The 24,167-nt window shown below is 72.6% G+C and carries 32 protein-coding genes and 1 pseudogene; 12 read left to right on the top strand and 21 right to left on the bottom strand.

Features of this window, described 5'->3' with window-relative positions; genetic code table 11:
* Positions 1-22: 22 nt before the first annotated feature.
* Positions 23-247 (bottom strand): annotated as a pseudogene (locus ACZ7C5_RS23110) (GNAT family N-acetyltransferase); the annotation flags it as partial.
* Between the two features lie 21 nt (positions 248-268).
* On the bottom strand, positions 269-610 hold the full coding sequence (locus ACZ7C5_RS23105) for an ASCH domain-containing protein (RefSeq protein ID WP_470323357.1): 342 nt from the start codon (positions 608-610) through the stop codon (positions 269-271).
* A gap of 227 nt (positions 611-837) precedes the next feature.
* On the opposite strand from ACZ7C5_RS23105, the gene ACZ7C5_RS23100 reads away from it, so the two are divergent.
* Entirely contained in the window at positions 838-2,070 is a 1,233-nt protein-coding gene (locus ACZ7C5_RS23100; protein WP_470323356.1) for a helix-turn-helix domain-containing protein, read from the top strand.
* Positions 2,071-2,522: 452 nt separating this feature from the next.
* Here ACZ7C5_RS23100 and ACZ7C5_RS23095 read toward each other — a convergent pair whose 3' ends face one another.
* The 8 genes from ACZ7C5_RS23095 to ACZ7C5_RS23060 all read right to left on the bottom strand — a co-directional run bounded on the left by ACZ7C5_RS23095 (position 2,523) and on the right by ACZ7C5_RS23060 (position 10,174).
* The gene (locus ACZ7C5_RS23095; RefSeq protein WP_470323355.1) at positions 2,523-2,714 is read right to left on the bottom strand and encodes a hypothetical protein; all 192 of its coding nucleotides are present in this window, start codon (positions 2,712-2,714) and stop codon (positions 2,523-2,525) included.
* 17 nt (positions 2,715-2,731) lie between these two features.
* A complete protein-coding gene (locus tag ACZ7C5_RS23090; protein ID WP_401090560.1) occupies positions 2,732-3,445 on the bottom strand; it encodes a tectonin domain-containing protein in 714 nt (237 codons plus the stop codon).
* Positions 3,446-3,704: 259 nt separating this feature from the next.
* Positions 3,705-4,979: a sugar ABC transporter permease gene (locus tag ACZ7C5_RS23085; RefSeq protein ID WP_470323354.1), complete on the bottom strand. Its 1,275-nt coding sequence runs from the start codon at positions 4,977-4,979 to the stop codon at positions 3,705-3,707.
* Complete coding sequence (locus tag ACZ7C5_RS23080; RefSeq protein ID WP_401090564.1) at positions 4,976-5,767, bottom strand: ATP-binding cassette domain-containing protein; 792 nt, start codon at positions 5,765-5,767, stop codon at positions 4,976-4,978. Before ACZ7C5_RS23080 ends, ACZ7C5_RS23085 begins: the two co-directional genes overlap by 4 nt.
* A 24-nt stretch (positions 5,768-5,791) precedes the next feature.
* Positions 5,792-6,892, bottom strand: coding sequence for a sugar ABC transporter substrate-binding protein (locus ACZ7C5_RS23075; protein ID WP_401090717.1), 1,101 nt, complete (start codon positions 6,890-6,892; stop codon positions 5,792-5,794).
* Positions 6,893-7,154: 262 nt separating this feature from the next.
* Positions 7,155-8,108 (bottom strand): DUF4331 family protein, encoded by a 954-nt coding sequence (locus ACZ7C5_RS23070; protein ID WP_470323353.1) that lies wholly within the window; start codon positions 8,106-8,108, stop codon positions 7,155-7,157.
* Positions 8,109-8,228: 120 nt separating this feature from the next.
* Entirely contained in the window at positions 8,229-8,774 is a 546-nt protein-coding gene (locus ACZ7C5_RS23065) for a GNAT family N-acetyltransferase (protein WP_401090568.1), read from the bottom strand.
* 8 nt (positions 8,775-8,782) lie between these two features.
* On the bottom strand, positions 8,783-10,174 hold the full coding sequence (locus tag ACZ7C5_RS23060) for an ATP-grasp domain-containing protein (RefSeq protein WP_401090570.1): 1,392 nt from the start codon (positions 10,172-10,174) through the stop codon (positions 8,783-8,785).
* A gap of 181 nt (positions 10,175-10,355) precedes the next feature.
* Here ACZ7C5_RS23060 and ACZ7C5_RS23055 point away from each other — a divergent pair, with 181 nt between their 5' ends.
* Both ACZ7C5_RS23055 and ACZ7C5_RS23050 read left to right on the top strand, forming a co-directional pair.
* Positions 10,356-10,955, top strand: coding sequence for a putative glycolipid-binding domain-containing protein (locus ACZ7C5_RS23055; protein WP_401090572.1), 600 nt, complete (start codon positions 10,356-10,358; stop codon positions 10,953-10,955).
* 86 nt (positions 10,956-11,041) lie between these two features.
* Positions 11,042-11,530, top strand: coding sequence for an SRPBCC family protein (locus ACZ7C5_RS23050; protein ID WP_401090574.1), 489 nt, complete (start codon positions 11,042-11,044; stop codon positions 11,528-11,530).
* 87 nt (positions 11,531-11,617) lie between these two features.
* Here the strand turns inward: ACZ7C5_RS23050 and ACZ7C5_RS23045 are convergent, their stop codons facing one another.
* Positions 11,618-12,469: a LysR family transcriptional regulator gene (locus tag ACZ7C5_RS23045; RefSeq protein ID WP_401090576.1), complete on the bottom strand. Its 852-nt coding sequence runs from the start codon at positions 12,467-12,469 to the stop codon at positions 11,618-11,620.
* A gap of 236 nt (positions 12,470-12,705) precedes the next feature.
* Between ACZ7C5_RS23045 and ACZ7C5_RS23040 the strand changes: the two genes are divergently transcribed.
* Positions 12,706-13,218 carry a cupin domain-containing protein gene (locus tag ACZ7C5_RS23040; protein WP_470323407.1) on the top strand — a complete coding sequence of 171 codons (513 nt, stop codon included), beginning with the start codon at positions 12,706-12,708 and terminating at the stop codon, positions 13,216-13,218.
* The gene (locus tag ACZ7C5_RS23035; protein ID WP_401090580.1) at positions 13,215-13,574 is read left to right on the top strand and encodes a DoxX family protein; all 360 of its coding nucleotides are present in this window, start codon (positions 13,215-13,217) and stop codon (positions 13,572-13,574) included. The genes ACZ7C5_RS23040 and ACZ7C5_RS23035 overlap by 4 nt, the downstream gene beginning before the upstream one ends.
* Before the next feature lie 61 nt (positions 13,575-13,635).
* On the opposite strand, the gene ACZ7C5_RS23030 is transcribed toward ACZ7C5_RS23035, so the two are convergent.
* Entirely contained in the window at positions 13,636-13,971 is a 336-nt protein-coding gene (locus tag ACZ7C5_RS23030) for a cupin domain-containing protein (protein WP_188296020.1), read from the bottom strand.
* Positions 13,972-14,042: 71 nt separating this feature from the next.
* On the opposite strand from ACZ7C5_RS23030, the gene ACZ7C5_RS23025 reads away from it, so the two are divergent.
* From ACZ7C5_RS23025 to ACZ7C5_RS23015, 3 genes are all read left to right on the top strand, one after another.
* Entirely contained in the window at positions 14,043-14,981 is a 939-nt protein-coding gene (locus tag ACZ7C5_RS23025) for a GlxA family transcriptional regulator (RefSeq protein WP_470323352.1), read from the top strand.
* A gap of 230 nt (positions 14,982-15,211) precedes the next feature.
* Entirely contained in the window at positions 15,212-16,318 is a 1,107-nt protein-coding gene (locus tag ACZ7C5_RS23020) for an RCC1 domain-containing protein (RefSeq protein ID WP_401090585.1), read from the top strand.
* Between the two features lie 85 nt (positions 16,319-16,403).
* The gene (locus tag ACZ7C5_RS23015; protein WP_401090587.1) at positions 16,404-16,904 is read left to right on the top strand and encodes a peptidylprolyl isomerase; all 501 of its coding nucleotides are present in this window, start codon (positions 16,404-16,406) and stop codon (positions 16,902-16,904) included.
* A 68-nt stretch (positions 16,905-16,972) separates the two neighbouring features.
* On the opposite strand, the gene ACZ7C5_RS23010 is transcribed toward ACZ7C5_RS23015, so the two are convergent.
* From ACZ7C5_RS23010 to ACZ7C5_RS22980, 7 genes are all read right to left on the bottom strand, one after another.
* Positions 16,973-17,560 (bottom strand): hypothetical protein, encoded by a 588-nt coding sequence (locus ACZ7C5_RS23010; RefSeq protein WP_401090589.1) that lies wholly within the window; start codon positions 17,558-17,560, stop codon positions 16,973-16,975.
* A 510-nt stretch (positions 17,561-18,070) separates the two neighbouring features.
* Positions 18,071-18,454, bottom strand: coding sequence for a glycine cleavage system protein GcvH (gcvH, locus tag ACZ7C5_RS23005; protein ID WP_401090591.1), 384 nt, complete (start codon positions 18,452-18,454; stop codon positions 18,071-18,073).
* A 280-nt stretch (positions 18,455-18,734) separates the two neighbouring features.
* Complete coding sequence (locus ACZ7C5_RS23000; RefSeq protein WP_401090593.1) at positions 18,735-19,250, bottom strand: DinB family protein; 516 nt, start codon at positions 19,248-19,250, stop codon at positions 18,735-18,737.
* A gap of 135 nt (positions 19,251-19,385) precedes the next feature.
* Entirely contained in the window at positions 19,386-19,763 is a 378-nt protein-coding gene (locus tag ACZ7C5_RS22995) for a hypothetical protein (RefSeq protein ID WP_401090594.1), read from the bottom strand.
* Between the two features lie 35 nt (positions 19,764-19,798).
* Positions 19,799-20,194, bottom strand: coding sequence for a copper chaperone PCu(A)C (locus ACZ7C5_RS22990; RefSeq protein WP_401090596.1), 396 nt, complete (start codon positions 20,192-20,194; stop codon positions 19,799-19,801).
* A gap of 455 nt (positions 20,195-20,649) precedes the next feature.
* Complete coding sequence (locus ACZ7C5_RS22985; RefSeq protein ID WP_470323406.1) at positions 20,650-20,853, bottom strand: ketosteroid isomerase family protein; 204 nt, start codon at positions 20,851-20,853, stop codon at positions 20,650-20,652.
* 72 nt (positions 20,854-20,925) lie between these two features.
* Positions 20,926-21,174 carry a hypothetical protein gene (locus ACZ7C5_RS22980; RefSeq protein WP_401090600.1) on the bottom strand — a complete coding sequence of 83 codons (249 nt, stop codon included), beginning with the start codon at positions 21,172-21,174 and terminating at the stop codon, positions 20,926-20,928.
* Between the two features lie 367 nt (positions 21,175-21,541).
* On the opposite strand from ACZ7C5_RS22980, the gene ACZ7C5_RS22975 reads away from it, so the two are divergent.
* A complete protein-coding gene (locus ACZ7C5_RS22975; RefSeq protein ID WP_470323351.1) occupies positions 21,542-21,895 on the top strand; it encodes a hypothetical protein in 354 nt (117 codons plus the stop codon).
* Positions 21,896-21,953: 58 nt separating this feature from the next.
* Here ACZ7C5_RS22975 and ACZ7C5_RS22970 read toward each other — a convergent pair whose 3' ends face one another.
* Both ACZ7C5_RS22970 and ACZ7C5_RS22965 read right to left on the bottom strand, forming a co-directional pair.
* The gene (locus tag ACZ7C5_RS22970) at positions 21,954-22,187 is read right to left on the bottom strand and encodes a DUF397 domain-containing protein (RefSeq protein WP_470323350.1); all 234 of its coding nucleotides are present in this window, start codon (positions 22,185-22,187) and stop codon (positions 21,954-21,956) included.
* Positions 22,172-23,011, bottom strand: coding sequence for a helix-turn-helix domain-containing protein (locus ACZ7C5_RS22965; RefSeq protein ID WP_401090606.1), 840 nt, complete (start codon positions 23,009-23,011; stop codon positions 22,172-22,174). The genes ACZ7C5_RS22970 and ACZ7C5_RS22965 overlap by 16 nt, the downstream gene beginning before the upstream one ends.
* Before the next feature lie 118 nt (positions 23,012-23,129).
* Here ACZ7C5_RS22965 and ACZ7C5_RS22960 point away from each other — a divergent pair, with 118 nt between their 5' ends.
* From ACZ7C5_RS22960 to ACZ7C5_RS22950, 3 genes are read left to right on the top strand one after another with little or no spacing between them, the layout of a single operon-like run.
* Positions 23,130-23,330 (top strand): hypothetical protein, encoded by a 201-nt coding sequence (locus tag ACZ7C5_RS22960; RefSeq protein ID WP_188295478.1) that lies wholly within the window; start codon positions 23,130-23,132, stop codon positions 23,328-23,330.
* A gap of 2 nt (positions 23,331-23,332) precedes the next feature.
* Positions 23,333-23,578, top strand: a complete 246-nt coding sequence (locus tag ACZ7C5_RS22955; protein WP_401090608.1) for a hypothetical protein — start codon at positions 23,333-23,335, stop codon at positions 23,576-23,578.
* A gap of 14 nt (positions 23,579-23,592) precedes the next feature.
* A complete protein-coding gene (locus ACZ7C5_RS22950; RefSeq protein ID WP_470323349.1) occupies positions 23,593-24,060 on the top strand; it encodes an NUDIX domain-containing protein in 468 nt (155 codons plus the stop codon).
* Positions 24,061-24,167: the final 107 nt, after the last annotated feature.

Genomic DNA, 24,167 nt, shown 5'->3' with positions numbered 1-24,167 from the left:
GCCCGTGGGTGCCCCGTCCGGTTCAGCGGGTCGGACGGATCATCGCCGTCAGCCGGGGTGAGTCCGGTGAGGGCTGCTGGGCGTTGAACGCCTGGTAGCCCCAGGACTCGTAGAGGTGCTGGACTTTCCCATCCCCGGCGAGCGGGTTCACCGGCAACGTGACACGGCCTTCGGCGCGCCCGGCCAGCAGCGCGTCATGGATGCGGCGGGCGGTGCCGGTGCCGCGCCAGGGCGGGCGGACGCCGAGCGGCGAGGTGCCGGGCCCCGGCTACGGGGCGAGGCACAGGTGGATGGCGAGGACGCCGAGCCGTTCCTTCTCGGGTGGGTAGATCTCCCGGCAGGCGGCGAGGAGTTCGGCGCGGTCCATGCCCTCGGATCCGATCGCCTCGTTGTCCTCGGCGTCGAGCATCGCCTCGAAGCTCGGGTACTCGGAGACCTTGACGACCCGGGTGCGGCAGTGGGCGTCCCCGGACTCGAAGGCGAGCAGCTGGCCCGGGTGGATCCTGCGCATGCCGGGGTAGCCGACGCGCACCTCGATGGTCTTGGTGCCGTTGGCGATCAGGTCGAGGTAGGGGCGGCGGATCCGGATGACGCGTTCCTGGTCTGGCATGGGGTGGTGTTCCGCTTCTGTGCCGAGGAAGGAAGGGTCAGGGCAGTCAGGCGCCCGTGCAGTTCGCCGACGGCGCTGTCCGGAGGGTATCGGTGTTCGAGGAGCCGAGCATGGCCTTGACGAGCGGGTCTGTGACGCGGCCCGCCGGAACGGGGTAACTTCCTGGTGGCACCGCGGGCTCACGGACAGGGCTGGCGGGCGCGAGTGCGGGAGGACTGCTGACTGCTGTGCTGGAGGAACGGGAGTCGACCGGCAAGCGGGTGCGGCGGGCGCGGCTGCGGCTGGGCATGACCCAGGCCGACCTGGCCGCCGCGACCGGCAGGACCCAGGGCTGGGTGTCGAAGGTCGAGAAGGGCGCGATCGAACTCGACCGGGCCGGCATCATCAACCAGATCGCGGCAGCGCTGCACTGCCACCCCAACGACCTCATAGAGCGGCCCTTCGTCGCGGGCACGGCATCGGAGAACCAGTGGCAGGTGTCGGCCGCCGCCATCCTGCGGGAGCTGCGCCGCTACGACCTCACGCCCGTCTTCGACGGCCGTCCCCGGGCGTCGGTGGAACTCTGGCGCGAGACCGAGCGCCTGCACCGGCTCCGGGACGCGGCCGCCAACGTGACCATCCTGAAGGTGCTCCCGGACATGCTGCGCGAGGCGCGTGCACTGGCCGAGGTGGCCACCGGCCACGAGCGTGAGGAGGCCTTCGCGATCTATGCGATGGAGTGCAAGTTCGCGCACACCGCCGCGCATGCGCTCGGCCACCCCGAGCTGATCGCGATGGCCTGCGAACGGGCCGCCTGGTCGGCCCGGCTGTCCGGCGACCCGGTGACGGAGGCGGTCGCGGACTGGATGCGGGTGTGGGACATGTGGGCCACAGCGGACTGGGACGACGCCCTGGCGCTGTCCGACAAGGCACTCCGGCTCGTCGAGGACCGCTACCGCGCCAACGACCCTCTGGCCGTAAGGGCTTGGGGGTCCCTACACCTGCGTGCCGCCGTCTCCGCCGCACGCGCCGGCCGGCGAGAGGAGACCGAAGACCGCATCCAACATGCCCACGGGGCAGCCGAGTTGATGGAAGAAGGCCGGCCCGGCCCGTTCTTCGACCGGCACTCGCTGACGTTCTCCGGCGGCAACGTCCAGATCCACGCCGTTTCCGTGCAGCTGGAGATGGGCGACCATGCCCGGGCGCTGGTCCTCAACGAGCGTGCCGATCCGGCGAAGGTCGCCGCCCTCCCGGCCTCCCGGCGGGGCCATCACCAGATGGACCTGGCCCGCGCCTGGCTGTGGGACGGCAATCGCGACAAGGCGCTTCAGGCCCTGGAGGCGGCGGAGCGCATCGCCCCGCAGCTCGTGCGCAACCATCCGATCGGCCGCGCCACCCTGCGCAAGATCGTCTACGCCGAGCGCTCGGCCACCCGCGAGAAGCTGCGCCACATGTCCGACCGATTCCACCTGGACGGATAGGGGCGGTATTCCACCGGTTCATATTCGACGGTAGCCGTACGCTTACCGTCTGTGTGCATGAGTGGACGATACCCGGCCCACGAAACGGCGCACGTTCCTGTGCCGCCGTGGGCACCTCACCTTGGCGACGCCTTCTGCGGCCGCCCCCGCATGTTCGTCGCGCGACTCGATTCCCGTATCGAATCCACGCCCCTGGCCCGGTACTTGCTCCGCGCCCACCTCTCCGGCCTGTCCACCAGCGAGTGCTACCGCGACACCGCCGAACTCCTCCTCGGCGAACTGTTCGCCAATGCCGTCCAGCACTCCGACGCCCCCGACGACTGCCACATCGAGATCCGCTTCGCCCTCACCGCGTGGCCGACGAACCGCCGGCGCCGGGACGTGCCGTTCGGTGTACGCCTGTGGTGCACGCCGCTGCTCCCGGCGCCTCGTGCCGGGAGCAGCGGCGGCGGTCACTGGCCGAAGGCGCCGGGGAACTGCTCGATGATGCCGCGGGAGGGCATGCCAGCCATGCCGAGGACCCGGGTGCGGGCCCGGCCGAAGTCGGCGGTGTCGGCGCCGAACCGGCCGTGGAGGAGGTCGGTGGCCTCCTCCACGGCCGGGCCGGGCCGCGCTCCTTCGTCGTCCGGCCCGGGGACCCGCACGGTGTGCGGGGGCGGGGTCAGCTCGGCTGGTCGCCGGTGTACCGGTAGATCTCGCCGGCGGTGTTGAGGTGCCAGGCGGTGCCGTCGGCGCCGGCGGCGATGTCGGTGGCGGTGCCGGGGATCTTGATCCAGGGGTTGCCGCCACTGGCGTCGTTGTTGGTGTACCGGTAGATGGCGCCGGCGGGATCGACGCCCCACACGTTCGTCCGGGAGCCCACCGCGATGCGCTTGAGGCTGCCGTTGACGTTCTTCCAGGGGTTCGAGCCGTCCTGGTCCCCGACGTACCGGAAGACCTGGTTGCCGCCGTTGACACCCCATACGGTGCCGTCGGCGCCCGCGCCGATGTCGCTCAGCGCCCCCGGGATCTTGATCCACGGGTTGGCGTCGTTGTTGGTGTACCGGTAGATGGCGCCGGCGGAGTCCACGCCCCACACGTTGGTCCGGGAACCCGCGTCGATGCGCACCAGGCTGCCGGTGATGCCCAGCCACGGGTCCTGCGCCCCCTGGTCCCCGACGTAGCGGTAGATCTGGTTGCCGCCGTTGACGCCCCATGTGGTGCCGTCGGAGGCCGCGCCGATGTCGCTGAGACCCCCGGGGATGTTGATCCACGGACTGCCGTCGTAGTTGGTGTACCGGAAGATGGCGCTTGCCCCGTTCACGCCCCACACCGTGGTCCTGGAGCCCGCCGAGACGGCGGAGAGACCGCCCGTGACCTTCACCCAGTCAGCCATGTTGAACTCACCTTTCGTCAAACGGAGTTGGCAGTCATCATGGGCGAAGGTGCGAGCCGGCCGGGCGGGATCGTTCTTGTTCCGGCGTCGGCTGCGGCGAAAAAACGATGTTTCGCCTCCGGTCGCTGTGCGGGACGGGGGTGCGGACGGGTCCGGTCCGGAGCGGATGGCCGGAACGGTTGTCCCACCCAGGGGGGATCGACGCGGGCGCCGGTTCGTGTATCCGGTCAGGACGACGCGCTCGTGATGGCGCCGGGTCCTACGTGCGCCCGGTGCCGCGGGTGCGGCGGGTGAGGGAGTCGAGGACGACGGCGGCGAGCAGGACGGCGCCGGTGATCATGTACTGGATGGCCTGGGCGGCGTGGACCATGTCCAGGCCGGTGGTGATGGACTGGATGACCAGGATGCCCAGCAGCGCCGACCAGGTCCTGCCGCGGCCGCCGAAGAGGCTGGTGCCGCCGATGACGGCCGCGGCGATCGCGCTCATCAGCACGTTGCCGCTGCCCAGTTGCTTGTCGGCGGAGCCCTGCTGGGAGGCGTAGAAGAGGCCGCCGAGGCCGGCCAGGAACGCGGAGAGCACGAACACCGAGATCCGTACCCGGGCGACGTTGACGCCGGCGCGCCGGGCGGCCTCGATGCCGCCGCCGACGGCGAAGACCTGCCGGCCGTAGCGGGTGCGGCGCAGCACGAAGTCGGTGGCGAGGACGGCGCCGAGCAGCACGACCAGGGACAGCGGCAGGCCGCGGTCCTGGTTGAGGGCGTAGGCGGCGGCCAGGGTGAGGACGGCCAGGGCGCCGGCGCGGATGGCGCTGTCGGCGGTGGGGCGGGCGGTGAGGCCGGCGGCGCGGCGACGGCGGGCGGTGTGCAGGTGGGCGGCCAGGTAGAGGGCGGGGGCGAGGACCGCCAGGCCCCAGGCGTAGGCGATGTCGCCGTCGCCGAGGAAGGTGGTGTCCAGGCTCGCGATGATGCCGTCGTGGCGGTTGTTGACGGTGCCGCCGCTGCCCAGGACCCACTCCTGGAGGCCGTTCCAGGCGAGCATGCCGGCCAGGGTGACCACGAACGCGGGGACGCCGATGCGGGCGAAGAAGAAGCCGTGGAGCAGGCCCATGGCGCAGGCCGCGCCGAGGGCGGCGAGGATGGCGAGCCATTCGGGCAGGTCCTGGCGGACGGCGAGGACGGCGGCGATCGCGGCGCCGGAGCCGGCGACGGAGCCGAGGGAGAGGTCGATCTCGCCGAGGATCAGCACGAAGACGACGCCGACCGCGATCAGGCCGGGCCCGGCGATGAAGCGGGTGATGTTGGTGAGGTTGTCGGCCTGGAGGAAGTGGTGGGTGACGGACTGGAAGACGACGGCGATGACGACCAGGCCGACCACGACGGGCAGCGAGCCGAGTTCGCCGGAGGCCAGGCGGTGCCGGGCGGCGGCCGCCCGCCCGGCCCAGCCCCGCGCGGGCGGGTGCAGCCTGGGGTCGGCGGCGGCGGAAGCGGCACCGGCAGCAGCAGCGGCGCCGGCGGGTGCGTCGGGGGTGCTCATACGGCCTCGGCCTCCTCGGTCTCCTCGGTGCGGCGGGCCCGGCGGGCGTGGGCGTTGTCGGTGGCGCCGGTGATGGCGGCGACGATCTGCTCCTGGGTGGTGCCCGCCACCGGGAACACGCCGTTGTTGCGGCCCAGGCGCAGCACCGCGACGGTGTCGGCCACGGCCCGTACGTCGGCCATGTTGTGACTGACCAGCACCACCGCGAGGCCGCGTTCGCGCAGCCGTTCCACCAGGTCGAGGACCTGGGCGGTCTGCTCGACGCCGAGGGCGGCGGTGGGTTCGTCCAGGACGACCAGGGAGGGCTCGCCGACCAGGGCGCGGGCGATGGCCACCACCTGCCGCTGTCCGCCGGACAGCGCGGCCACGGGGGTGCGCACGTCGGGGATGCGGATGGCGAGGGTGTCCAGCAGGCGGCGGGCGTGCTGTTCCATGGCGACCTCGTCGAGCAGGCCGCGGCGGCGTTTCTCACGGCCGAGGAAGAGGTTGGCGATGACGTCGAGGTTGTCGCACAGGGCGAGGTCCTGGTACACGGTGGCGATGCCGAGGGCGGTGGCGTCCTGGGGGCGGGCCAGCCGGGCCGGCTCGCCGTGCCAGGTCAGGGTGCCCTCGTCCACGGGGTGGACGCCGGCGATGGTCTTGACGAGGGTGGACTTGCCGGCGCCGTTGTCGCCGACGAGGGCGAGCACCTCACCGGCGTGGACGTCGAGGTCGACCCCGGTGAGGGCCTGTACGGCGCCGAAGCGCTTGGAGACCGCGCGCAGTCGGAGGACGGGTGCGCCTTTCACGGTTCAACCACCTTGGGGGAGGGCCTACTTGAGTCCGGCGGCGGCGCACGCGGCGGCGTAGTCGGCGGTGCAGATGTCGGAGGCCTTGTAGAGGCCGTCGGCGAGGACGGTGGCGGTGATGTCGTCCTTGGTGACGACCTTGGCGTCGAGCAGCTTGGCCGGGATGTTCCTGGCGGTGGCGTTGTCGGCGCTGCCGGTGGCGATGGCCTTGACGTCCTTGCCGCGCAGGAGGGCGACGGCCAGTTCGGCGGCGGTCTCGGCGAGCGGGCGGTAGGCCTTGTAGATGGTGTACGCCTGGTCGCCGGCGAGGATGCGCTGGATCGCGTCCAGGCCGGCGTCCTGGCCGCCGACGGGGATCGTGATGCCGGCGCCCTTGAGCTGGGTGATGATGGCGGCGGCCATGCCGTCGTTGGCGGAGTAGACGGCCTGGAAGCCGTTCTTGCCGAACTCGGTGACGGCGGCGGAGATCTTCTGCCCGGCGACGGTGGCGTCCCACTGCCCGGACTGCTCGTAGACGACCTTCTTCACCCTGCCGTCGAGGACCTTGTGCGCGCCGGTCTTGAACTGGGCGGAGTTGGGGTCGGCGTCGTCGCCGTTGATCATGACGATGTTCGCCTCGGCGGCCTTCGCCCCGAGCGCGTCCAGCAGGGCCTGGCCCTGGAGTTCGCCGACCTTCTCGTTGTCGAAGGAGGTGTAGGCGGCGACCGGGCCGTCGGCGAGGCGGTCGTAGGCGACGACCTTGACGCCCTTGGCGGCGGCCTCCTGGACCCAGCCCTGGGTGGACTCGGCGTTGTACGGGTCGAGGATGATCACCTTGACGCCCTGGGCGAGCAGGGTGTCGAACTGCTGCTTCTGCTTGGCGGCGCTGCCCTCGGCGTTGTTGTAGAGCACCTTGCACGGCGCGCACAGGGCCTTGACCTTGGCCTCGATGAACGGCCGGTCGAAGGACTCGTAGCGCACGGAGGAGGCGTTCTCGGGCAGCAGCAGGCCGATGGCGTCCGTGTTGCCGGCGGCGGCGGAGTTCTCGTTCTTGGCACCGCCGGCCTTGCCACAGGCGGCGGTCATGGACAGGGTCAGTGCGAGGCCCACGGTGGAGACGAGGGCGCGACGCAGAACGGCGTTCATCATGTGCCTCTCCCTGGGGTCGCCGCGGCTTCGCGGCAGGGTCGGAGGGGAGTCAATCCTGAGCGCGTACATGACGTCAATAAGTAAAACCACACTGCCCGCAATCCACAACCACTCGTTATCTTCGTGAACACGCCCCGGGCGCAAGGCGCGCGAAAGCGGGGGTGCCCGCCGCTCCCTTCGAGCGGCGGGCACCCCCGGAACGGAACCGACGGAACATCAGGGACGGCCGGGCGTGACCGGGTCGACCGGCCCCGCCCCGTCAGTGCGGGTGCCCCAGGTACGGGAAGCCGGGCAGCAGGTCCGTGTGCGGGCCGATGTGGTCACCGGACACCTTGCCGTCGGTGAGCATGGTCAGCCGCGCCGACGTCACGTCGTCGGTCAGCGTCCGCCCGTTCGGGTAGCCGGCCCGGCGGGTGCGGTCGTAGCGCAGCACGTCCGGCAGGACGATCCGCAGCTGCGCCTCGGCCGCGTCCGTGGTGTACCCGCCGAAGTGCTGGAGCTTCGCCGTCCACGGCTCGCGGTAGGTCACCCAGTCGTCCACCGGCTCCCCGGCGTTGTACGCGTCCTTGGCGTCCTCCTCGTTGAAGTACGCCGTCAGTGACGGATGCGCGCCCCGGTCCACCGACACCAGGCCCCCGTCCTGGCGCACGCTCACCCGCGCCCACACCCCGATCTCGTCCACCGCGCCGAACTCCGTCTCGGGGCCCTCCAGCACGATCCCGAACACGTTCTTGTCCGCGCCCCAGTCCACCCCCGTCCACTGGAAGTCCTTCACGATCCCGTCCAGGTCCGCGAAGAACGGGTCGCTGCGCAGCCCCGCGCTCACCCGGTACGCCCCCGCCTCCACCACCGCCGGGGTCCCGGTGAAACTCACCGGCGCCCCCGACACCAGCACCTCGCCGGTCGCCTCGTGCCCGCGCGCCCCCTCGCCGGTGGCCCGCCGCACCGTCATGGTCTGAGCGCCGTCCGCCGGGTCGGAGAACGTGAAGCTGTACGCGATGTCGGCCCGCTGGTCACCGTCGGCGTCGATGTCGATCCGGTACACCGCCCGCGGGTGGAAGGCCTGCCCGCCGCTCGGCGCGACCGGGTTCACGTTCATGATCAGCACACCGCGGCCGGGCTCCGGCGCGGCGAAGGCGAACAGGTCGGTCAGGTCCAGGCGCGCGTCGCCCTGGGGCGAGCGCAGGTTGGGTCCGCTCAGGTGGTGTGACAAGACGTTCTCCCGCTTCGGGCGTTGGGTCCGGCCCCCGGCCCATTGCTAGCACGCACGCCCGCCCCCGGCCCGCCCTGCTGCGCCGTCCGGACGGCGGGCGGGCCGGCGGGCCCGGGCCCGTCACGCCCGCAGGAGGCCCACCTCGTGGACCCGCGCCGGCACCACCGCGCTCGTCGCGCGCTCGAACAGGGCGCCGCTGCGGCTGCCGGCCACGGTGCGCACCCAGCGCCAGCCCCGCGCACGGTAGTAGGCGTGCAGCGCGGTGTTGTCGCTCCACACGTTCACCCGCAGCAGCCCCGCGCCCGCCCGCGCGGCCCGCCAGGCGGCCCAGTCGCCCAGCCGGGCACCGACGCCCTGCCCGGCGTACCGGCGGTCCACCGTGAACGAGCTCAGGTAGCGGGCCGGGACGGCGAGTTCCTCGCCGCTCCACAGACGGGGGCTGCCGGTCGGGCGCAGCGTCAAGGTCGCGACGGCCTCGCCCCGCGGCGCCGGCGCGGCGACCACGGTCGCACCCGCGGCGACGAGCGCCAGGCCGCGCTCGGCGTCGTACGGGGACGACCACTGGGCCGAGCCGTGGTCCCGGGCGATCCAGGCGGCGGCCTCCGCGCGCAGCGCCGCCAGCCGGGGGAGGTCGGCGGGCACCGCGGGGCGGACGTACAGCGGCACCGGCGCTCTCAGCACGGCGCGGCCGACGCCCGGGGCGCTTCCACGGGTTCGAGGGTGAAACCCGACCGCAGGGCGTCCACCAGCTGCCGGCCGGACGCGGCGAGCACGGTGCCGTCCGCCGTGGTCAGCGCGTGCCGGGCGACGATCCGGGCCAGCGGCACCCCCGGCTGCAACACCGTTCCGGGGGAGGGGATTTGCAGCAGCACACAGTCGTCGGGGCCGCACTCCAGCAGGCCGAACCCGGCGCCGCAGTACTGCAACCGCCCGTCCTTGAGCCGGTGCAGACCGGCGCCGGGTGCGGCCGTCACCCGTACCGGTCCGCCGGTGTGCCGCACCACCAGCTGCACGCCGCCCGCCGGATCGGTACGCGGCTCGCCGCCCGTGACGTGGCCGTACACCTCCAGCACGTGGCGCAGCGCCGAGGGCAGCGCGTGATCGGCCAGTTCGAGCTCGCCCAGCAGCCAGGTCGAGCCCTGCATGCGGCAGTTGAGCTCCAGCAGCAGCGGGCGCTCGCCGTCCAGGACGAAGTCCGCGCCGAACAGGCCCCGGTAGCCGAGCGCGGCCAGCGCCTCGCCGATGCGCCGCGCCGCCGCGCCGGCCCGCGCCATGGCGAGCGGCGGCAGCAGGGCGGGGGCCGCGAAGTCGCAGCCCGAGTAGGTGCCGAAGGGCGCGCCGACACCCTCGATCCGGGTCAGCTGGACGGACGGGCGCAGCAGCCGCACCGTGCTGTCCGCCGAGACCAGGACGTGCAGGTTGACGGCGGCGCCCTCGACGTAGCCGCTCACCAGCCAGGGCCCGGCACCGGCCCGGCGGACCGGGCGCAGGCCGGCCTCGTCGGTGACCAGGTGGGTGCCCCTGCCGCTGGAGCCCAGCGGCGTCTGCACCACGTACCGGTCACCGAAGCGGCGGCGCAGCTCCCGGTGGTCGAGCGCCGGGACCACCGCGTCGGGCGGAGTCACCGCCCCCACCGACCGCAGCCACGCCCGCTGGACCCGCTTGTCGCCCAGCACCGGCAGACCGGGACCCGGCGCCGGCTCCACCAGACGGGCACCGAGCGCGTCAAGTGCCGTGCGCCACTCGGGTTTCATCGCCGTGTAGGGCAGCAGCGCCAGCTCCCGGCCCCGCCAGGCGCCGTCGTCACCGGAGGCGCCGATCCGGCGCAGCACCTCCACGACACCGGCCCCCAGCGAGGTCTCGTCGCGCACCCCGCAGCGCGGCTCCAGCGCGTGGAAGGCGGCCCCGAACTCGCCCTCCCAGCCCGCGTCCGCCCCCTCCACACTCAGTACCGCGGACAGACAGCCGGTGCGCAGCAGCGGCAGCACGAACAGGGGACGGGCACAGCACGACAGCCCGGGCAGGGCCCGCAACCGGGCCACCGCTTCGTCACAGGAGATGATCACTCCCGCGATTATGGAGAAGCCCGGGACACGGCCCGCGGCCACCACAGCCCCCGCCCCGCCCCGTACGTGCCCCACCCCGCCCCCACCGTCACCCGCACGGAGGAACCGCCCGCGTTGACGGCCCCGCTCCGTCGCCCGAAAGTGCGGGCCGCCTGTCGCAGGCCGGCGGTACCGTGCACGGATGAACAGCCGCACCGCCCGCACCGCCTCGGACCGCCCCACCGCCGTACCCACCTGGCGGGTCACCGAGACCGCCGGCCTGGAGACCTCCTGGATCGACCTCGGCCCCACCACCCTGACCGCCCACGGCCGCACCGCCGCCGCCGAACCCGCACCGTACTGGCTCGACTACCGGCTCGACACCGGCGAAGGCTTCACCACCCGCCGCATGCACGTCACCGCCCGCACCCCCCACACCACCCGCACCCTCGACCTGCGCCGCGACGAGACCACCGGCCACTGGAGCGTCGACGGCACCCCGCGCCCCGACCTCACCGGCGCCCTCGACTGCGACCTCGGCCTGTCCCCGCTCACCAACACCCCGCCCGTGCTGCGCCACGCCCTCCACCAGGGCCCCGGCGAGCAGCACTTCCTGATGGCCTGGATCCGCGTGCCCGACCTGGTCGTCGTCCCCTCCCGCCAGACCTACACCCACCTGCGCCGCCACCGGGACGGCCGCGCCACCGTCCGCTACACCTCCGGCGACTACCACGCCGACCTGCTGCTCGACGCGGACGGCCTGGTCGCCGACTACCCGGGCCTGGCCCACCGCATCGCCTGACGCGGCGGCCCGCCCGATACGCTTCACACCTTTCCCGGCCCCGGATTCCCCGGCCCCGGACTTCCCGGCCCCGGAGGAGTGCACCGATGCCCTGGTTCGCGCTGGAGCGCTTCGACCCGTCCTTCTTCGACACCGCACCGCACCTCCACCGCTTCCCGATGGACCTGCCGGTGGCACCGCACAGCGTCTGGGAGGGGCTCGCCGGACCGACCCCGCTGTCCTGGTGCCGGGGCCTGGCCGCCGGCCGCTACACCTCCCCGGCACCGCACGGCGTGGGCACCACCCGGGAGGTCACGGCGGGCCGGATACTGCGCCTGCACGAGGAGTTCGTGCACTGGGACGAAGGCCGGCGGCACGCGTTCTGCGCCACCCGGGCCACCCTGCCGCTGTACCGGCGCTTCGGCGAGGACTACCGGCTCGAACCCCTCCCCGGCGGCGGCACCCGCCTCACCTGGACCTTCGCCTACGAGCCGAGCCCGGCGCTGCGCCGCCCGGCCGCCCTGACCGGCGCGCCCGGGGCGGCGTTCCTGCGGACCCTGGTCGCCGACACCAAACGGCACTTCGGCGCGGCCTGAGCGGCCTGAGCGGCCTGAGGGGGCGGGCCCGTCGCCGCCGCCCGGCCACCTCCCGTGACCAGCGGTTTTCCACGGCCGGACGGGTGCTCAGGGGCGGTACGCGGCGGTGGCGATCTCGACGAAGGACCCGACCAGCGGGTTGGTGTCGCCCTCGTTCCACACCGCCACCACCCGGCTCGGCGCCATGTCGGCCAGCGGCACCACGGCCAGCTGCGCGGGCAGGTCGCCGTCGAGCGGGGCCAGGCCGACGGTGCCGTTCCACAGCACGGCCTGGAGGCACTCCTGGACGCCGCGCACCACGGGGCCCTCGCGCGGCTCGCCGCCGTTCCAGTACGACTGCCAGAGCGGGTCGGTGCCCTGCGGGAAGCGGAACCAGCGGCGGCCGTCCAGGTCGGCCAGCCGGAGCCGGCCGCGGCCGGCCAGCGGATCGTCGGCGCGCAGGACCACGCCCACCGGATCGGTCCGCAGCACACGTACCGTCAGGGCGGTGGCGTCGAACGGCGCCCGGGTCAGTGCGACGTCGACCAGTCCGGCGCGCAGCCCGCACGTCGGGTCGGTCAGATCGGTCTCCCGCACGCGGATGTCCACGCCGGGGTGGCGGCGGCGGTAGGCGGCGGCCAGTCTGGCCACTCCCGGGTCGGTACCGTCCCCGAGGATGCCGACGGTGACGGTCGCGGCGCCGGCCGCCGCTCTCACGCGCACCGCGACCCGCTCGGCATGGTCGAGCAGGGCCCGGGCCTCGTCGAGCAGCACCGCGCCCGCCGCGGTCAGCGTGACGCCGGCCGGCGAGCGGACGAACAGCGGGGCCCCGGCCTCGGCCTCCAGCGCCTTGATCGCCCGGCTCAGCGGCGGCTGGCTCATGTGCAGTCGGGTGGCGGCCCGGCCGAAGTGGAGTTCCTCGGCGACCGCCACGAAGTAGCGCAGGGTACGTAGCTCCACGCTGCGACGATACCCGCCGGGTATCGGCCGGGCGGAAGATGTCTTGGACACCGGCGGGGCCCCGGCGGTGGACTCGGAGCATGACCGCACGAGCACAGGCCGAGGACGCACGGGCCGCAGAAGCACGAACCGAGGAAGCACGAACCGAGGAAGCACGGGCCGAGGAAGCACAGGCCCGGGAACCGCAGACCGCAGAACCGCAGGCCGCAGAACCGCAGGCCCACCCCGCCGTCCATGTGGTGGGCCCCGGCGAGGGCGAGACGATCGTCCTGGGCACCACCCGCATGCGCGTCCTGGAGGACGGCAGCCACACCGGCCACCGCCTCGCGATCGCCGAGTCCGTCCTCGCCCCGCACACCCAGGGACCGCCCCAGCACCGCCACGCCCGGCACGACGAGGGCTTCTACATCCTCTCCGGCACCGTGCGGTTCACCGTCGGGGACGAGGACCACGACGCCCCCGCGGGCACGCTCGTGGTGGTCCCGCCCGGCACCCCGCACACCTTCGCCAACCCGACGGACCGGCCCGCGGTCATGCTCAGCACCTTCACCCCCGACCTGTACGTGCAGTACTTCCGGGACCTCCGGGACGCGCTCGCCGACGGCCGGGCGCCGACACCCCGGGACACCCTTGAGACGATGAGCCGCTACGCGACCGAACCCGCCGCCGAACCCGCCGCCGAACCCGCCGTCGGCCCGGCCGCCGAACCCGCCACGGGCCCCGCCCGGCCCCCGCGGGAGGAGACGTGACCGCCGCCTACTGGACCGTCGCCGGGCTGCTCGCCCTCTTCTACTCCTACGCGGGCACGCTGAAGGCGACCCGCGACCGCGACCGGCTCCGGCCGATGATGGCCTGGGTCGACCGGGTGCCCCTGCCCGCCGTCAGGGCCCTGGGGGCGGCCGAACTCCTCGGCGCCACCGGCCTGGTACTGCCCCCGCTGACCGGCATCGCCCCCGCGCTGGCACCGGCCGCGGCCACCGGCCTCGTCCTCCTCCAACTCGGCGCGATCGCCGTCCACCTGAGCGGCGGCGACCGCCGGATCGCGCTCAACCTCGGGCTCACCGCCACCGCGGCCGCGGCCCTCTGGCTCGCCATCGACCGGTGACCGCCGTGGAGGGGGAAGCCTGCCTCCCCCTCCACCCCCCGCCGGACACCCCCCGCCGGCCTCAGCCCTGCGGATAGAACACGAACAGCGTGCACCCGGTGGCCGTCGACGGCACGTGCCACGACCCCGCCGGAGCATGCAGGAACGACCCCGCCGGATAGTCCCGCGCCCCGTCGTGGAAGACCCCCGCCACCACGAACACCTCCTCAGGGCCCGGCTCGTGGACGTCGCGGTGCGGCCAGCACGAACCCGCCGCCATCTCCAGCACGTGCGCGCTCGCACCACCGGGCCCCTGCCACAGGGCACGCAGCCGGATACCGGGGAACAGCTCACGGACCGGGGACTCGTCGACGAACGCGCAGGTGTAGCCCTCCTGCGCGAGGATCTCGGGATACATGTCCACCACGGTGCCCCGACCCGAAGGTGACGGACAGGCACCAAGCCGACACTCTGGGGTACTTTCCTGCCATGCACCACGTGGCCGCCCTGCTCAACCCCGTCCAGTCGACCTTCGAACTCGGCTGCGCCGTCGAGGTCTTCGGCACCAGGCGCCCCGGAATACCGCAGCACTACACCTTCACCACCTGCACCCACGCCCCGGGCCCGGTCCCCACCACGGCCGGCTACGCGATCTCCGTACCCCACGGCCTCGCCGCACTCGACACCGCCGACACCGTCATCCTCCCCGGCTGGCTGCCCCCGGGCGAGCCCCTGCCCGACCCCGTACGCCACGCCCTGCTGCGCGCCCACGCCCGCGGCGCCCGCCTGGCCGCCCTCTGCTCCGGAGTCCTCGCCCTGGCCCGCACCGGACTGCTCGACGGCCGCACCGCCACCACCCACTGGGCCCACGCCGACCGGCTGCGCCGCGACTTCCCCCGGGTCAGGGCCGAGCCGCACCGCCTCTACGTCGACCACGGCGACGTCGCCACCAGCGCCGGGGCCGGCGCAGCCCTGGACCTGTGCCTGCACCTGGTCCGGCGCGACCACGGCGCCGCCCACGCCGCCCTGCTCGCCCGGCACATGGTGCTGCCGCCGCCCCGCGAGGACGACGGCCATGCCGCGCCCGCCCCGCCGCCGCAGGCCTGCGAGGCCCTCGACGGCCTGCTCGCCTGGGCCGACGAACGCCTCGGCGCGCCCCTGTCGGTGGACACCCTGGCCGCCCGCCTGGCCGTCTCGCCCCGCACCCTGGCCCGCCGCTTCGCCGACCGGCTGGGCACCAGCCCGGGCGCCTGGCTGCTCTCCCGCCGGCTGGCCGCTGCCCGCACCCTGCTGGAGGAGACCGACCTGCCCGTCGAGGCGATCGCCGCCCGTGTCGGCCTTGCCTCCGCCGTCAACCTGCGCCGCCGCTTCCGCGCCCGCACCGGCACGACCCCCGGCGCCTACCGGCAGGCCTTCCGGGCCCCGTGAGCCGCCCGTCCGCCGCGTGACGTACGCGGTCGGGGCGCGGGCGATGCCACACGTCGGCGGCGCGCGACCGGCCGAAGCGGTCGTCCTCACCCGATCGAGTGGCCGCGCTGCCGCTTCCGGTACCGGTGCCGGGTGCGTCGGTAGCGTCGGTCCATGATCGTGGAGCCGTCAACAGCAGTGACGTATCGACGATTTGACTTATTGTCATAAAAGTAAAGAGGCATCGTCGCATGGCAGAGAAACGCCTGAGGTCCTGGGGCAACAACCGCTCCGGCCAGCTCGGGGACGGCACCTGGACCGACCTGCGCACCACGGCCACCGCCGTGCTCGGGCTGACCGGCTCCGAGGTGGTCAGGATCGCCGCGGGCGGCGCCGGCGCGAGCCTCGGCCACGGGCTCGCCCTGCTGGCGGACCGTACGGTGCAGTCCTGGGGCGTCAACGGCTCGGGCCAGCTCGGCGACGGCTCGATGTCCAGCCACAACGCGCCCGGCCGGGTGGCCGACCTGCGCGACGTCACCGACATCGCCGCCGGCGGCCAGCACAGCCTCGCCCTGCTCGCCGACCGGAGCGTGGTGGCCTGGGGCCGCAACGAGCACGGCCAGCTCGGCAACGGGACGAACGCCGACAGCAGCCTCCCGGTGCGGGTCGCCGGTCTGAACCGGGTCGTCGCGATCGCCGCCGGCCTGCACCACAGCCTCGCCCTGCGCGAGGACGGCACCGTGTGGGCCTGGGGATACAACTTCAACGGCCAGCTGGGAGACGGGACTTCGTCCAGCCGCAACGTCGCCGCGCCGGTCGTCGGCCTGACCGGGGTCAGCCGCATCGCCGCCGGGGCCGGCCACAACCTCGCCCTGGTCGGCAAGCCCGGTACCGGTGCCACGGTGAAGGCCTGGGGCCACAACACCACCGGCCAGCTCGGCGACAACACCACCATCAACCGCCTCACCCCGGTCGCCACCAGGCCGACCTGGTCGGGCGGCGTCACCCACATCGCCGCGGGCTGCAACCACAGCTTCGCCGTGGTCGACGACGAGAACCGCCTCAAGGCCTGGGGCCAGAACACCTCCGGCCAGCTCGGCGACGGCACCACCGTCTTCCGGGTGCTGCCCGTCACCGTCCCCGGCATGGTGGGCGTCCGGCTGGTGGCCGCCGGCCGGGAGCACACCATGGCGCTGCTGGACGACCGCACCGTGCGCGCCTGGGGCAGCAACGGCTCCGGCCAGCTCGGCGACGGCAGCACCACCGACAGCACCACCCCGGTGGCCACCCTCACCGCGCTGACCGGCGTCGACGGGATCGCGGCCCCGGTCGGCGGCGACTTCAGCCTGGCGAACTGAGGCGCCTCAGCGGTGCCCGGCCGTCCCTCCTGCCACAATGCGGTGAGCTTTCCGTATCCGCCACAACGCATACAGTGAGGAAATCGTGTCGAAGGTCAAGCTGAGCACCAACCACGGCGACATCGTTCTCGAACTCAACGCGGACAAGGCCCCGGCGACGGTGGAGAACTTCCTCCAGTACGTCAGGGACGGCTTCTACGACGGCACGGTCTTCCACCGGGTCATCAAGGGCTTCATGATCCAGGGCGGCGGACTGGAGCCCGGCATGAACCAGAAGAAGACCCGCGCCTCCATCCGGAACGAAGCCGACAACGGCCTGAAGAACACCAGGTACACCGTGGCGATGGCCCGCACCGCGGACCCGCACTCGGCCACCGCCCAGTTCTTCATCAACGCCTCCGACAACGCCTTCCTGAACCACAGCGGCAAGAACGCCCAGGGCTGGGGCTACACCGTCTTCGGCGAGGTCGTCGAGGGCCGGGAGGTCGTGGACGCCATCGAGGGCGTGGCCACCGGCTCCAAGGCCGGCCACCAGGACGTCCCCAAGGACGACGTGGTCCTGGAGCGCGCCGAGGTCGTCGAGTAGCACGGGCGCACGCGGACGGTGGAGCGGGAAGCCGGGCCCGGCTTCCCGCTCACGCGGCGTACGGGACGTCAGCAGGCCGCCACCGCGTAGACCCAGCCCCAGGGCGCGTGGGCGTCGGAGACCGGGCCGCCCGGCGAGGTCCAGCCGAGGTTCCCGTTGACGTCGTAGAACTTCACCCGGTACTTCGACGGCTGGTTGTTGATCCAGGACCCGGTACCCGACCACGAGATCGCGTGCCTGACGCCGCAGTCGTAGAGGTTGAAGGACGGGCCCTCGAAGTTCTCGTACTGGTAGAAGCACGCGTAGCCCCGGTAACAGGGGTCGCCGAGGATCCCGGCCTCCCCGCCGTCCAGGTCGCGGGCGCGCTTCTCGCCCGGCAGCGGGAGGAGCATGAAGCCCTTGCCGTCGAGGTCGATCTTGTTCACGCCGACCTGCGTGCCGCCGGTGGCGGCCAGTTCGGCGTCGACCTGCCGCTGGAGCTCGGCGGCCCGGCCGCCGTCCAGCCCGGCGGCCCGGGCCTGCGCGGCGAACGGCGCACGGTCCTGACCGGCGGTGCCGGCCGTGGCGGTGCCGGCGGTGGTCCCGAGCGCGAGGAGGGCCATCGTCAGCGCGGCGAACGCCTTGCCCGATGCCCGGCGGGTGCGGATGTGAGACATGGAAGCGATCCTCCAGGTGTTGGCCTTGCCCGGCCGGAATCCCCGATCGGAACCGCTCGACGAGCTTCACGATCCGGGGGTTCCTTCTGGCACCAAGCCTGCCCGGAGGGCGGCAGCCCCGGCTTGTAGGAATGCGAACGGCCGTTTGCACACAAGGGGGAGGGGAAGGTCCGCTTCACCCGCCACGGCGTCGGGCCGGCCCCCGGAACACCCGGAACACCCGGAACACCCGGAAACCCGGATGACCCCGGCCGCCACCGACAATGACGCATGCCGACCGACCACTGGCCGCTGCTCGGCCTGCGGCTGACCACGCCCCGCCTGGAACCGCGCCTGCCCGCCGACGACGAACTCGCCGCGCTGGCCGGCCTCGCGGCCCACGGTGTCCGGCGGCCCCGCCCGAAGCGGGCACGGCCTTCCGGGTGCGGGGCCTGCCGGCAGGAGTGCGGGGCGGCACGAGCCCCACCCGTCCCGGTGACGGCCCCGCCCGGGGCGCCGCGGCGGCGCAGGTCAGTCGCCGACGGCGGCCCGGTAGCCGCGGGCGTCGAGGAGCTTGCCGAAATCGGCCTTGTCCGACGGCTTGAGCTTGAGGATCCAGTACTCGTAGGGCTCGTCGTTGATGAGCTCCGGGCTGTCGTTCAGCTCCTCGTTCACGGCGGTCACCTTGCCGCCCACCGGCGCGTAGAAGTCCGATGCGGCCTTGACCGACTCGATGACACCTGCGGGCTCGCCGGCCGCGAAGACACGGCCGACCTCCGCCAGCTCCACGAACACGATGTCGCCGAGCGCCTTCTGGGCGTGATCGCTGATCCCGACCGTCACCGTGCCGTCCGCCTCCAGGCGCGCCCACTCGTGCGTCTCGGCGTACCGCAGCTCATCAGGGATGTGCGACATGTCCACTCCTCCGGGGTGTAGTTCATCAGCGGACCCAGCATGCCCCAGGTCGCCGGGAGGCGGCCGGAACGCCTCGGCATCACTGACGAAACGTCAATTCCGCTTGACAGGCGCCCGTCGACCGCCCGCCCAACCGGAGGACTCAGGCCAGGCGCGCCACGGCGAGGGGCAGCGCGCGGTCGAGCGCCGCATCGGCCTGGCACGGCACGTCGGGCCGGACGCCGGTGCCTGGTGACGCTCTACCCGCAGGCCGGGGCGCGGGGCCGGTGACGACCCGGCGTCAGTAGTAGCCCTTCGAGCCGTCGAGGAGCTCCCGGACGATGTCGGCGTGCCCCGCGTGCCGCCCGGTCTCCTCGACGAGGTGGATCAGCATCCAGCGGAGGTTGGCGCCGCCGGCCCGGAAGCCGGTGTGGCGGCCGACGTCGTCCAGCGAGGCCGCCGCGACGATCTCGTTGCTGCGGGCGCACTGGGCCTCGTACTCCGCGAGCAGCTCGGCGAGCGGGCGGCCGCCGGTGTGCCAGTCGCCGTCCTCGTTCGACTCGTCGAACGAGGGGTTCTGCTTCTCGTCGCCGCCGAGGAACACCACCTCCAGCCAGGTGTGTTCGACCCAGCGCATGTGCGAGACGAGGCCGGCCATCGTCATGGCCGGGGAGGTCGGGATGACCGGCCGGTGCGCGTCCTCGTCCGCCAGCCCCGCGCACTTCCAGCGCAGGATCTGCCGTTGCAGGTCCAGCCAGCCGATGAGGGCGGTGCGTTCGTCCGCCTGGAGCGGGGGGCGTTCAAGTTCCGGTGCCATGGGGGTGCAGGGTACCGAGGCGGTCCGGCGGGCGCACCCGATTAACGCGTGCGGCGTGGCGGGCCGGAGCGGGAAGCCGGCCGGGCCGACGTCCCGCTCCGGAGCGGCTCGCCCGGAGCGGCTCGCCCGGGGCGGCTACTTCTCGATGGTGATGTCCTTGAAGCTGATCACGAAGGCGTCCGGGTCGTCGTCCTCGTCCAGGTGGTAGGTGGTGCTGGCCCAGGCGTCGGCGAGGCGGACGCGGCGGGACGCGGGGTCGGCAGGGTCGCCGGCGATCAGGACGACGTCCTGGTGGGTCGCGGTGTTCTCGACGTCCTCGGCCCACTGGGTGGTGGCTTCGTGACGGTCGTCGCCACGGGCGAGGAGCACGTCGCCCCACAGCGGTACGGGGGCCCTGACACCGGTGGTGAGGAGGGCGTCGAGGTCGAGCTCGGAGCCGACGAGGGTGAGCTTGGTGACGGAGTCGAGTACTTCGGCCCGGTTGTCGCCGAGGTCGAGGTGGTAGGTCGTCATGTCCGGATCTCCAGGTGGCGGCGTGGTCGGCGGGGTCAGTACAGCTCGGGGGAGGTGCGGACGGGGATCCTGACCTTGAGGACGGTGCCGTCGTCGAGGAAGAAGACGACGCGGGCGTTGTCGCCGGGCTTGATCAGGCGGTTCGGCTTCTCCAGCATGATGTGGTATCGGCCCGGCACGAAGGCGAACCCGCCCTTGGCGGAGAGGGTCACCCTGTCCAGCTTGACCATCTTCGAGCTCTCGCTGTCGGCGACGGTCTGGTAGATCGTGATGCGCTGGTAGTCGGGGCTCTTGATCTTGGTGATCTCGTAGCGCTTGTCGGCGGAGTTGTCGAGCGTGATGTACCCCGCGGCGGGCAGGGCGTTCGGCAGCCAGCGGATCCAGGCGGACTTGTCCCTGACCTTCACGTCGGTGGTGACCGGAATCTTCATTGGTATGGCTCCCCTCGGTGGGGTCGTCCCTCGACCCTGTGCCGCCAGCAGATCTTGCGGTTGATCCAGAGACAAGGAGGCCCGGCAGAAGATCACCTGATGGAGTGACGAATCGTCAAATCGATTGTCACGAAAGAGAAATACCCCTTGCGATCCCTCCTGGTGAGGGGAGCGCAAGGGGGCAGCAGGGGTCAAGGGCGCAGCTCGCAGTGGACGAAGCCGCCGGCCGCGCGGACGGGGACGAACCCGGCCCTGGCGAGGACCCGCCCGGAGGCCCGGTCGCCCTCCCGGTGCCCGGCGAGCACCCGCGTCGCCGGGTGCCCGCCGGCGAGGAACCGCCGTACGGCGGCGGTGGCGTGGCCGTGGCCCGGGCGTCCTCACGCACGGCGTAGCTGAGCCGGCCGGTGGCGCCGTCGGCCGGTTCACGCAGCCGCAGCACCGGATCGGGCGTCCGCTCAGGCGAGGATGAGGCGGAAGACGTGGTTGTGGACGAAGAAGCCGCCGGGCTGACCGGGGATCGGCTGGAGGTTGAAGGCCCCGGTGAACTGCAAGGGCTTGTCGAAGGCGTTGTCGACGGCGAGGCTGCCGGTCACCACGACCAGGACGCCGCCGCCCGCGGTGGGCTGGGAGTCGACGACGGTGACCCGGTGCTGTGGCAGACGGCGAGGCCCCGCCGTCCCGGGGAAGGGGGCGGCGGGGCCGGCGGCTGCGCCCGGTGGGCGTCGGACTTCCTAGAAGAACCAGACGGAGAGGCGGGCCGTGTTCGGGGCGACGTCGCAGAAGTAGCTGACCGCCTCCCCACGGGCGACGTAGGCCTTGCCGGCGGCCTCGCACGCGGCGCCGCTCGGGTACATGCCGACGTAGGTGTAGCCGGTCGTCCTGGTGGTGGAGGCCTGGGCGGCCGGGGCGACCATCAGGCCGCCCGCGACCGTGAGCAGTCCGGCCAGGGCCATGGTGGAAACCGTCTTGCGCAGTGCCATGTCGGTGTCTTCCTCCCTCGGGCAGAACGCCGGAGTCCGCTTCCCGGCGTTCGGCTGGGAGCCTTCCGGAATCCCGGATTCGCGGCAATGGTAGAGACCAATTTGGCAGAAAACAGCTGGTCGCCCGGGGTGGGCGTGAGCTGGGTGCTCGTCAAGGCGACTGCTGCGCAGTGGAGTCGGCGGGACCGATCCGGTAGGCGGCGGCCTCCCGTCCGCCCGATTCGATGGCGCACGGCGGCGCGCCCACCCGCTTCCACGGCTGCTCCGGTCACGGCCGCCCGTGTACATCCCGCGCCGTCAAAAGCCGGGGCTCCGCACGAATCGGCCGGACGGCCGCGAGCCGGTACGCGGCCCGTCCCTCCGCGGGGTGCTCCTGCGCGAGTGCCCCGCCGATCCGGTCGAGGAGGCCGTCGAAGTCCTGCTCCGCGCACTGTGCTCCGGCGACTCGCGCGACCCGGAACTGCTGCTGCTCTACGAGTCGCTGGTCGCGGCGAGCCGGGACGACGAGCTGCGTGCCGAGATCGCGGCCTCCGTGGCGCAGCTGCGGCAGTGGCAGTGCGACTGGTTCACCGAGCGGGGGGTCTCGCGTCCGCTCCCCGCGGCGGTGACCATCACGGCGGCGATGGACGGCTTCCTGCTACAGCGCATGCTCGACCCGGAGCTCGATCCGGCGCCGCTGGTGGAGGGGCTGGTCGCCCTGTTCGGGCACCACCTGGCGTGACTCCCGTGCCGCCCGGCCCTCGTGAGGGCCGGGCGGTATCGCGCCCCCGGCGGGATCGTCAGCGCGCTGCGGGGCGAGGGGAGTTGCGGTTGTCGAACTCGCCGGTGCGGACGGCGGTGACGAAGGCCTGCCAGGCGGGGGAGGAGAAGGCGAGGGCCGGGCCCGAAGGGTCCTTGGAGTCGCGCACGGGCATGACGCTGGCGAAGCCGTCGGCTACCTCGATGCATGCGCCGCCGTTTGCACCGCTGTACGAACTCTTTCGCCACGGGGCATCGGTCAGGTCGACATCCACTCCAGGTCTCTCCTTACCGCACGGATGAAAGCCAGCGAATCGGCTTGGCCGAGGGCCTCGACCGCGAGTCGATCGTAACTCCTGTCTAGTACTGCAACCGACTGAGTGTCACGGTCGATGTAGCCGCGCTGCTCGATCTCGCCGTAAGCGAGAACTTTTCGGTTCGGCATGGTAAGGAGATGCACCATGTGTGTGAGTGGTCGGTTCTCGCCCAGGGAAAACGGTGCCACCTGGATTACCACGTCGGGACGTGCGGACAACTTCTCAAGATGAAGCAGCTGTTCGATCATGACGTCACGTCCGCCGATGAACCGCCTGATGCAGCTCTCGTCCAGTACCGCATGTACGAGCGGAGGGGGAGTCCGCTCCAGGATCTGCTGCCGGGCGAGCCTGAATGCGATGCGTTCCTCCGCCAACTGCTGGGTCGTATTGCCCTGCCTGACGTCGCCCATCTGGACTGCGGTTGCATATGCCGGAGTTTGTAGAAGTCCGGTAACGAGGTCGATCTCGAAGATCCTGATCTGCTCCGCGAGCGCCTCGTAGCGCGCGTACTCCGGAAACCCCTCCAGGATCGCGGCGTTCTTCAGCTGGTACCACATCAGCAGCAGGGTGCCGCCGGTCTCCAGCACTTCGTCCGCCAGTTCGGCGAGCTTGCGGGTCGGGGGCCGGTGGGCAAGTTCGACGTAGGACAGGTGCGACGGCGAGCACCCGATGAGCGGGGCCAGCTCCTCCTGGCGGAGGCCCCGGGCCTCTCGCGACTTGCGGAGTTGGATCCCGAAGGGCGCCCAGGGGCTGGACTCGGGGTCAATCTGCTTCTTGTTCATGGCGGTTCTCAACTTCCAGCAAGCCCGGAGGCAAGTAGCAGGCCGCTTTCCATGCTAGGTGACCTTGCTCCAGCATGTACACAGAACGTGAAACTCCGATCGCAGAGGGTGCCATTCCATGCCCCAAGACCAAGCCCCGCGCCTCCTCGGCTACGGCGTCCGGTTCGACGTCGAGGCCGATCGCTACCGGGTCCGCAACGAGATGACGGGCGAGTGGCTGCGCCGGCCCGACGGCGAGTTGGCCACCTTCGTCTTCTTCGGCGATGCCTACAGCGCGTGGCGCGGCTTCGAGGTCCACAAGCGCCCCGGGGAGAAGTGAAGATGTCCTCGACCCTCTCCCGCGCGACCGCCGAGCAGCGCCGTCAGGCGGCCGACGTGCTGGACGACCTCGCCACCGTCCTCGCCCTCGGTGGCGTTCGGCCCCCCACCCTGGAAGTCGACTGGCACAGCGGCCGCCTGACGTGCGGCTACCTCCTCCGTCTCACCGCCCGCCCCGCCGACCTCGTGCGCGTGGTCGACCTGCTGCGCAAGGGCCTGCGCCACGAGCGCCTCACGTACGACGACTGAAAGCGGCCGCCCCCATGCAAGACCCCCGACTCCTGGCCAAGCCTCCCGTCTGCCGGCTCGGCTGCCTCGTCCTGATCCGCAACCCCCGCGGCGACGTCCTGCTCGTCGACCCGGACTACATGGACGGCATGATCCTGCCCGGTGGCTCCGCCCGCCCCAACGAGCCCCCGCACCTCGCCGCCGCCCGCCACCTGCACGCCGAGACCGGCCTGATCGCCCGTCTGACCGACATCGTCGCCGTCGACTTCACCCCCGCCGACCGCTACCTGGAACGCCTGAACCTCGTCTTCGACGGCGGCACCGTCCCCGGCACCGCCCGGATCACCGTCCCGCCCCGGCACCGCAGCGGACTGCTCGGCGCCCGCTTCGTCCCCGCCCCGGACCTGCCGGACGTCATGGCCCCCTCCCAGGCCGCCCGCGCCGCCGAAGCCCTCGCCGGCCGCACCCTCCCCGTCCTCCTCCACGGCCAACGGGCGGCCTGAGCGCATGGCCTCGGCTCGGCGCGGATTCCCGTGCCGGGCCGGAGTGCTCGCACTGGAGCCTGTTCGGCGGAGCCTCGGGCTCGATATCGAACTGCTGTTCACGTTAA

The sequence above is a fragment of the Kitasatospora sp. NPDC036993 genome (genome assembly GCF_055607525.1).
Note: the sequence above shows the minus strand (reverse complement) of the source record. Positions and strands in the feature narration are given on the sequence as shown.

Bases quoted from the DNA above. Each gene is read 5' to 3' on its own strand.
- ACZ7C5_RS22995 (WP_401090594.1), bottom strand. From the start codon at position 19,763: ATGACGACCTACCACCTCGACCTCGGCGACAACCGGGCCGAAGTACTC.
- ACZ7C5_RS23000 (WP_401090593.1), bottom strand. From the start codon at position 19,250: ATGGCACCGGAACTTGAACGCCCCCCGCTCCAGGCGGACGAACGCACC.
- gcvH (WP_401090591.1), bottom strand. From the start codon at position 18,454: ATGTCGCACATCCCTGATGAGCTGCGGTACGCCGAGACGCACGAGTGG.
- ACZ7C5_RS22980 (WP_401090600.1), bottom strand. From the start codon at position 21,174: ATGGCACTGCGCAAGACGGTTTCCACCATGGCCCTGGCCGGACTGCTC.
- ACZ7C5_RS22950 (WP_470323349.1), top strand. From the start codon at position 23,593: ATGCAAGACCCCCGACTCCTGGCCAAGCCTCCCGTCTGCCGGCTCGGC.
- ACZ7C5_RS23105 (WP_470323357.1), bottom strand. From the start codon at position 610: ATGCCAGACCAGGAACGCGTCATCCGGATCCGCCGCCCCTACCTCGAC.
- ACZ7C5_RS22990 (WP_401090596.1), bottom strand. From the start codon at position 20,194: ATGAAGATTCCGGTCACCACCGACGTGAAGGTCAGGGACAAGTCCGCC.
- ACZ7C5_RS23025 (WP_470323352.1), top strand. From the start codon at position 14,043: ATGCACCACGTGGCCGCCCTGCTCAACCCCGTCCAGTCGACCTTCGAA.
- ACZ7C5_RS23050 (WP_401090574.1), top strand. From the start codon at position 11,042: ATGCCCTGGTTCGCGCTGGAGCGCTTCGACCCGTCCTTCTTCGACACC.
- ACZ7C5_RS23085 (WP_470323354.1), bottom strand. From the start codon at position 4,979: ATGAGCACCCCCGACGCACCCGCCGGCGCCGCTGCTGCTGCCGGTGCC.
- ACZ7C5_RS22965 (WP_401090606.1), bottom strand. From the start codon at position 23,011: ATGAACAAGAAGCAGATTGACCCCGAGTCCAGCCCCTGGGCGCCCTTC.
- ACZ7C5_RS23030 (WP_188296020.1), bottom strand. From the start codon at position 13,971: ATGTATCCCGAGATCCTCGCGCAGGAGGGCTACACCTGCGCGTTCGTC.
- ACZ7C5_RS23090 (WP_401090560.1), bottom strand. From the start codon at position 3,445: ATGGCTGACTGGGTGAAGGTCACGGGCGGTCTCTCCGCCGTCTCGGCG.
- ACZ7C5_RS22955 (WP_401090608.1), top strand. From the start codon at position 23,333: ATGTCCTCGACCCTCTCCCGCGCGACCGCCGAGCAGCGCCGTCAGGCG.
- ACZ7C5_RS22960 (WP_188295478.1), top strand. From the start codon at position 23,130: ATGCCCCAAGACCAAGCCCCGCGCCTCCTCGGCTACGGCGTCCGGTTC.
- ACZ7C5_RS23020 (WP_401090585.1), top strand. From the start codon at position 15,212: ATGGCAGAGAAACGCCTGAGGTCCTGGGGCAACAACCGCTCCGGCCAG.
- ACZ7C5_RS23055 (WP_401090572.1), top strand. From the start codon at position 10,356: ATGAACAGCCGCACCGCCCGCACCGCCTCGGACCGCCCCACCGCCGTA.
- ACZ7C5_RS23010 (WP_401090589.1), bottom strand. From the start codon at position 17,560: ATGTCTCACATCCGCACCCGCCGGGCATCGGGCAAGGCGTTCGCCGCG.
- ACZ7C5_RS23075 (WP_401090717.1), bottom strand. From the start codon at position 6,892: ATGAACGCCGTTCTGCGTCGCGCCCTCGTCTCCACCGTGGGCCTCGCA.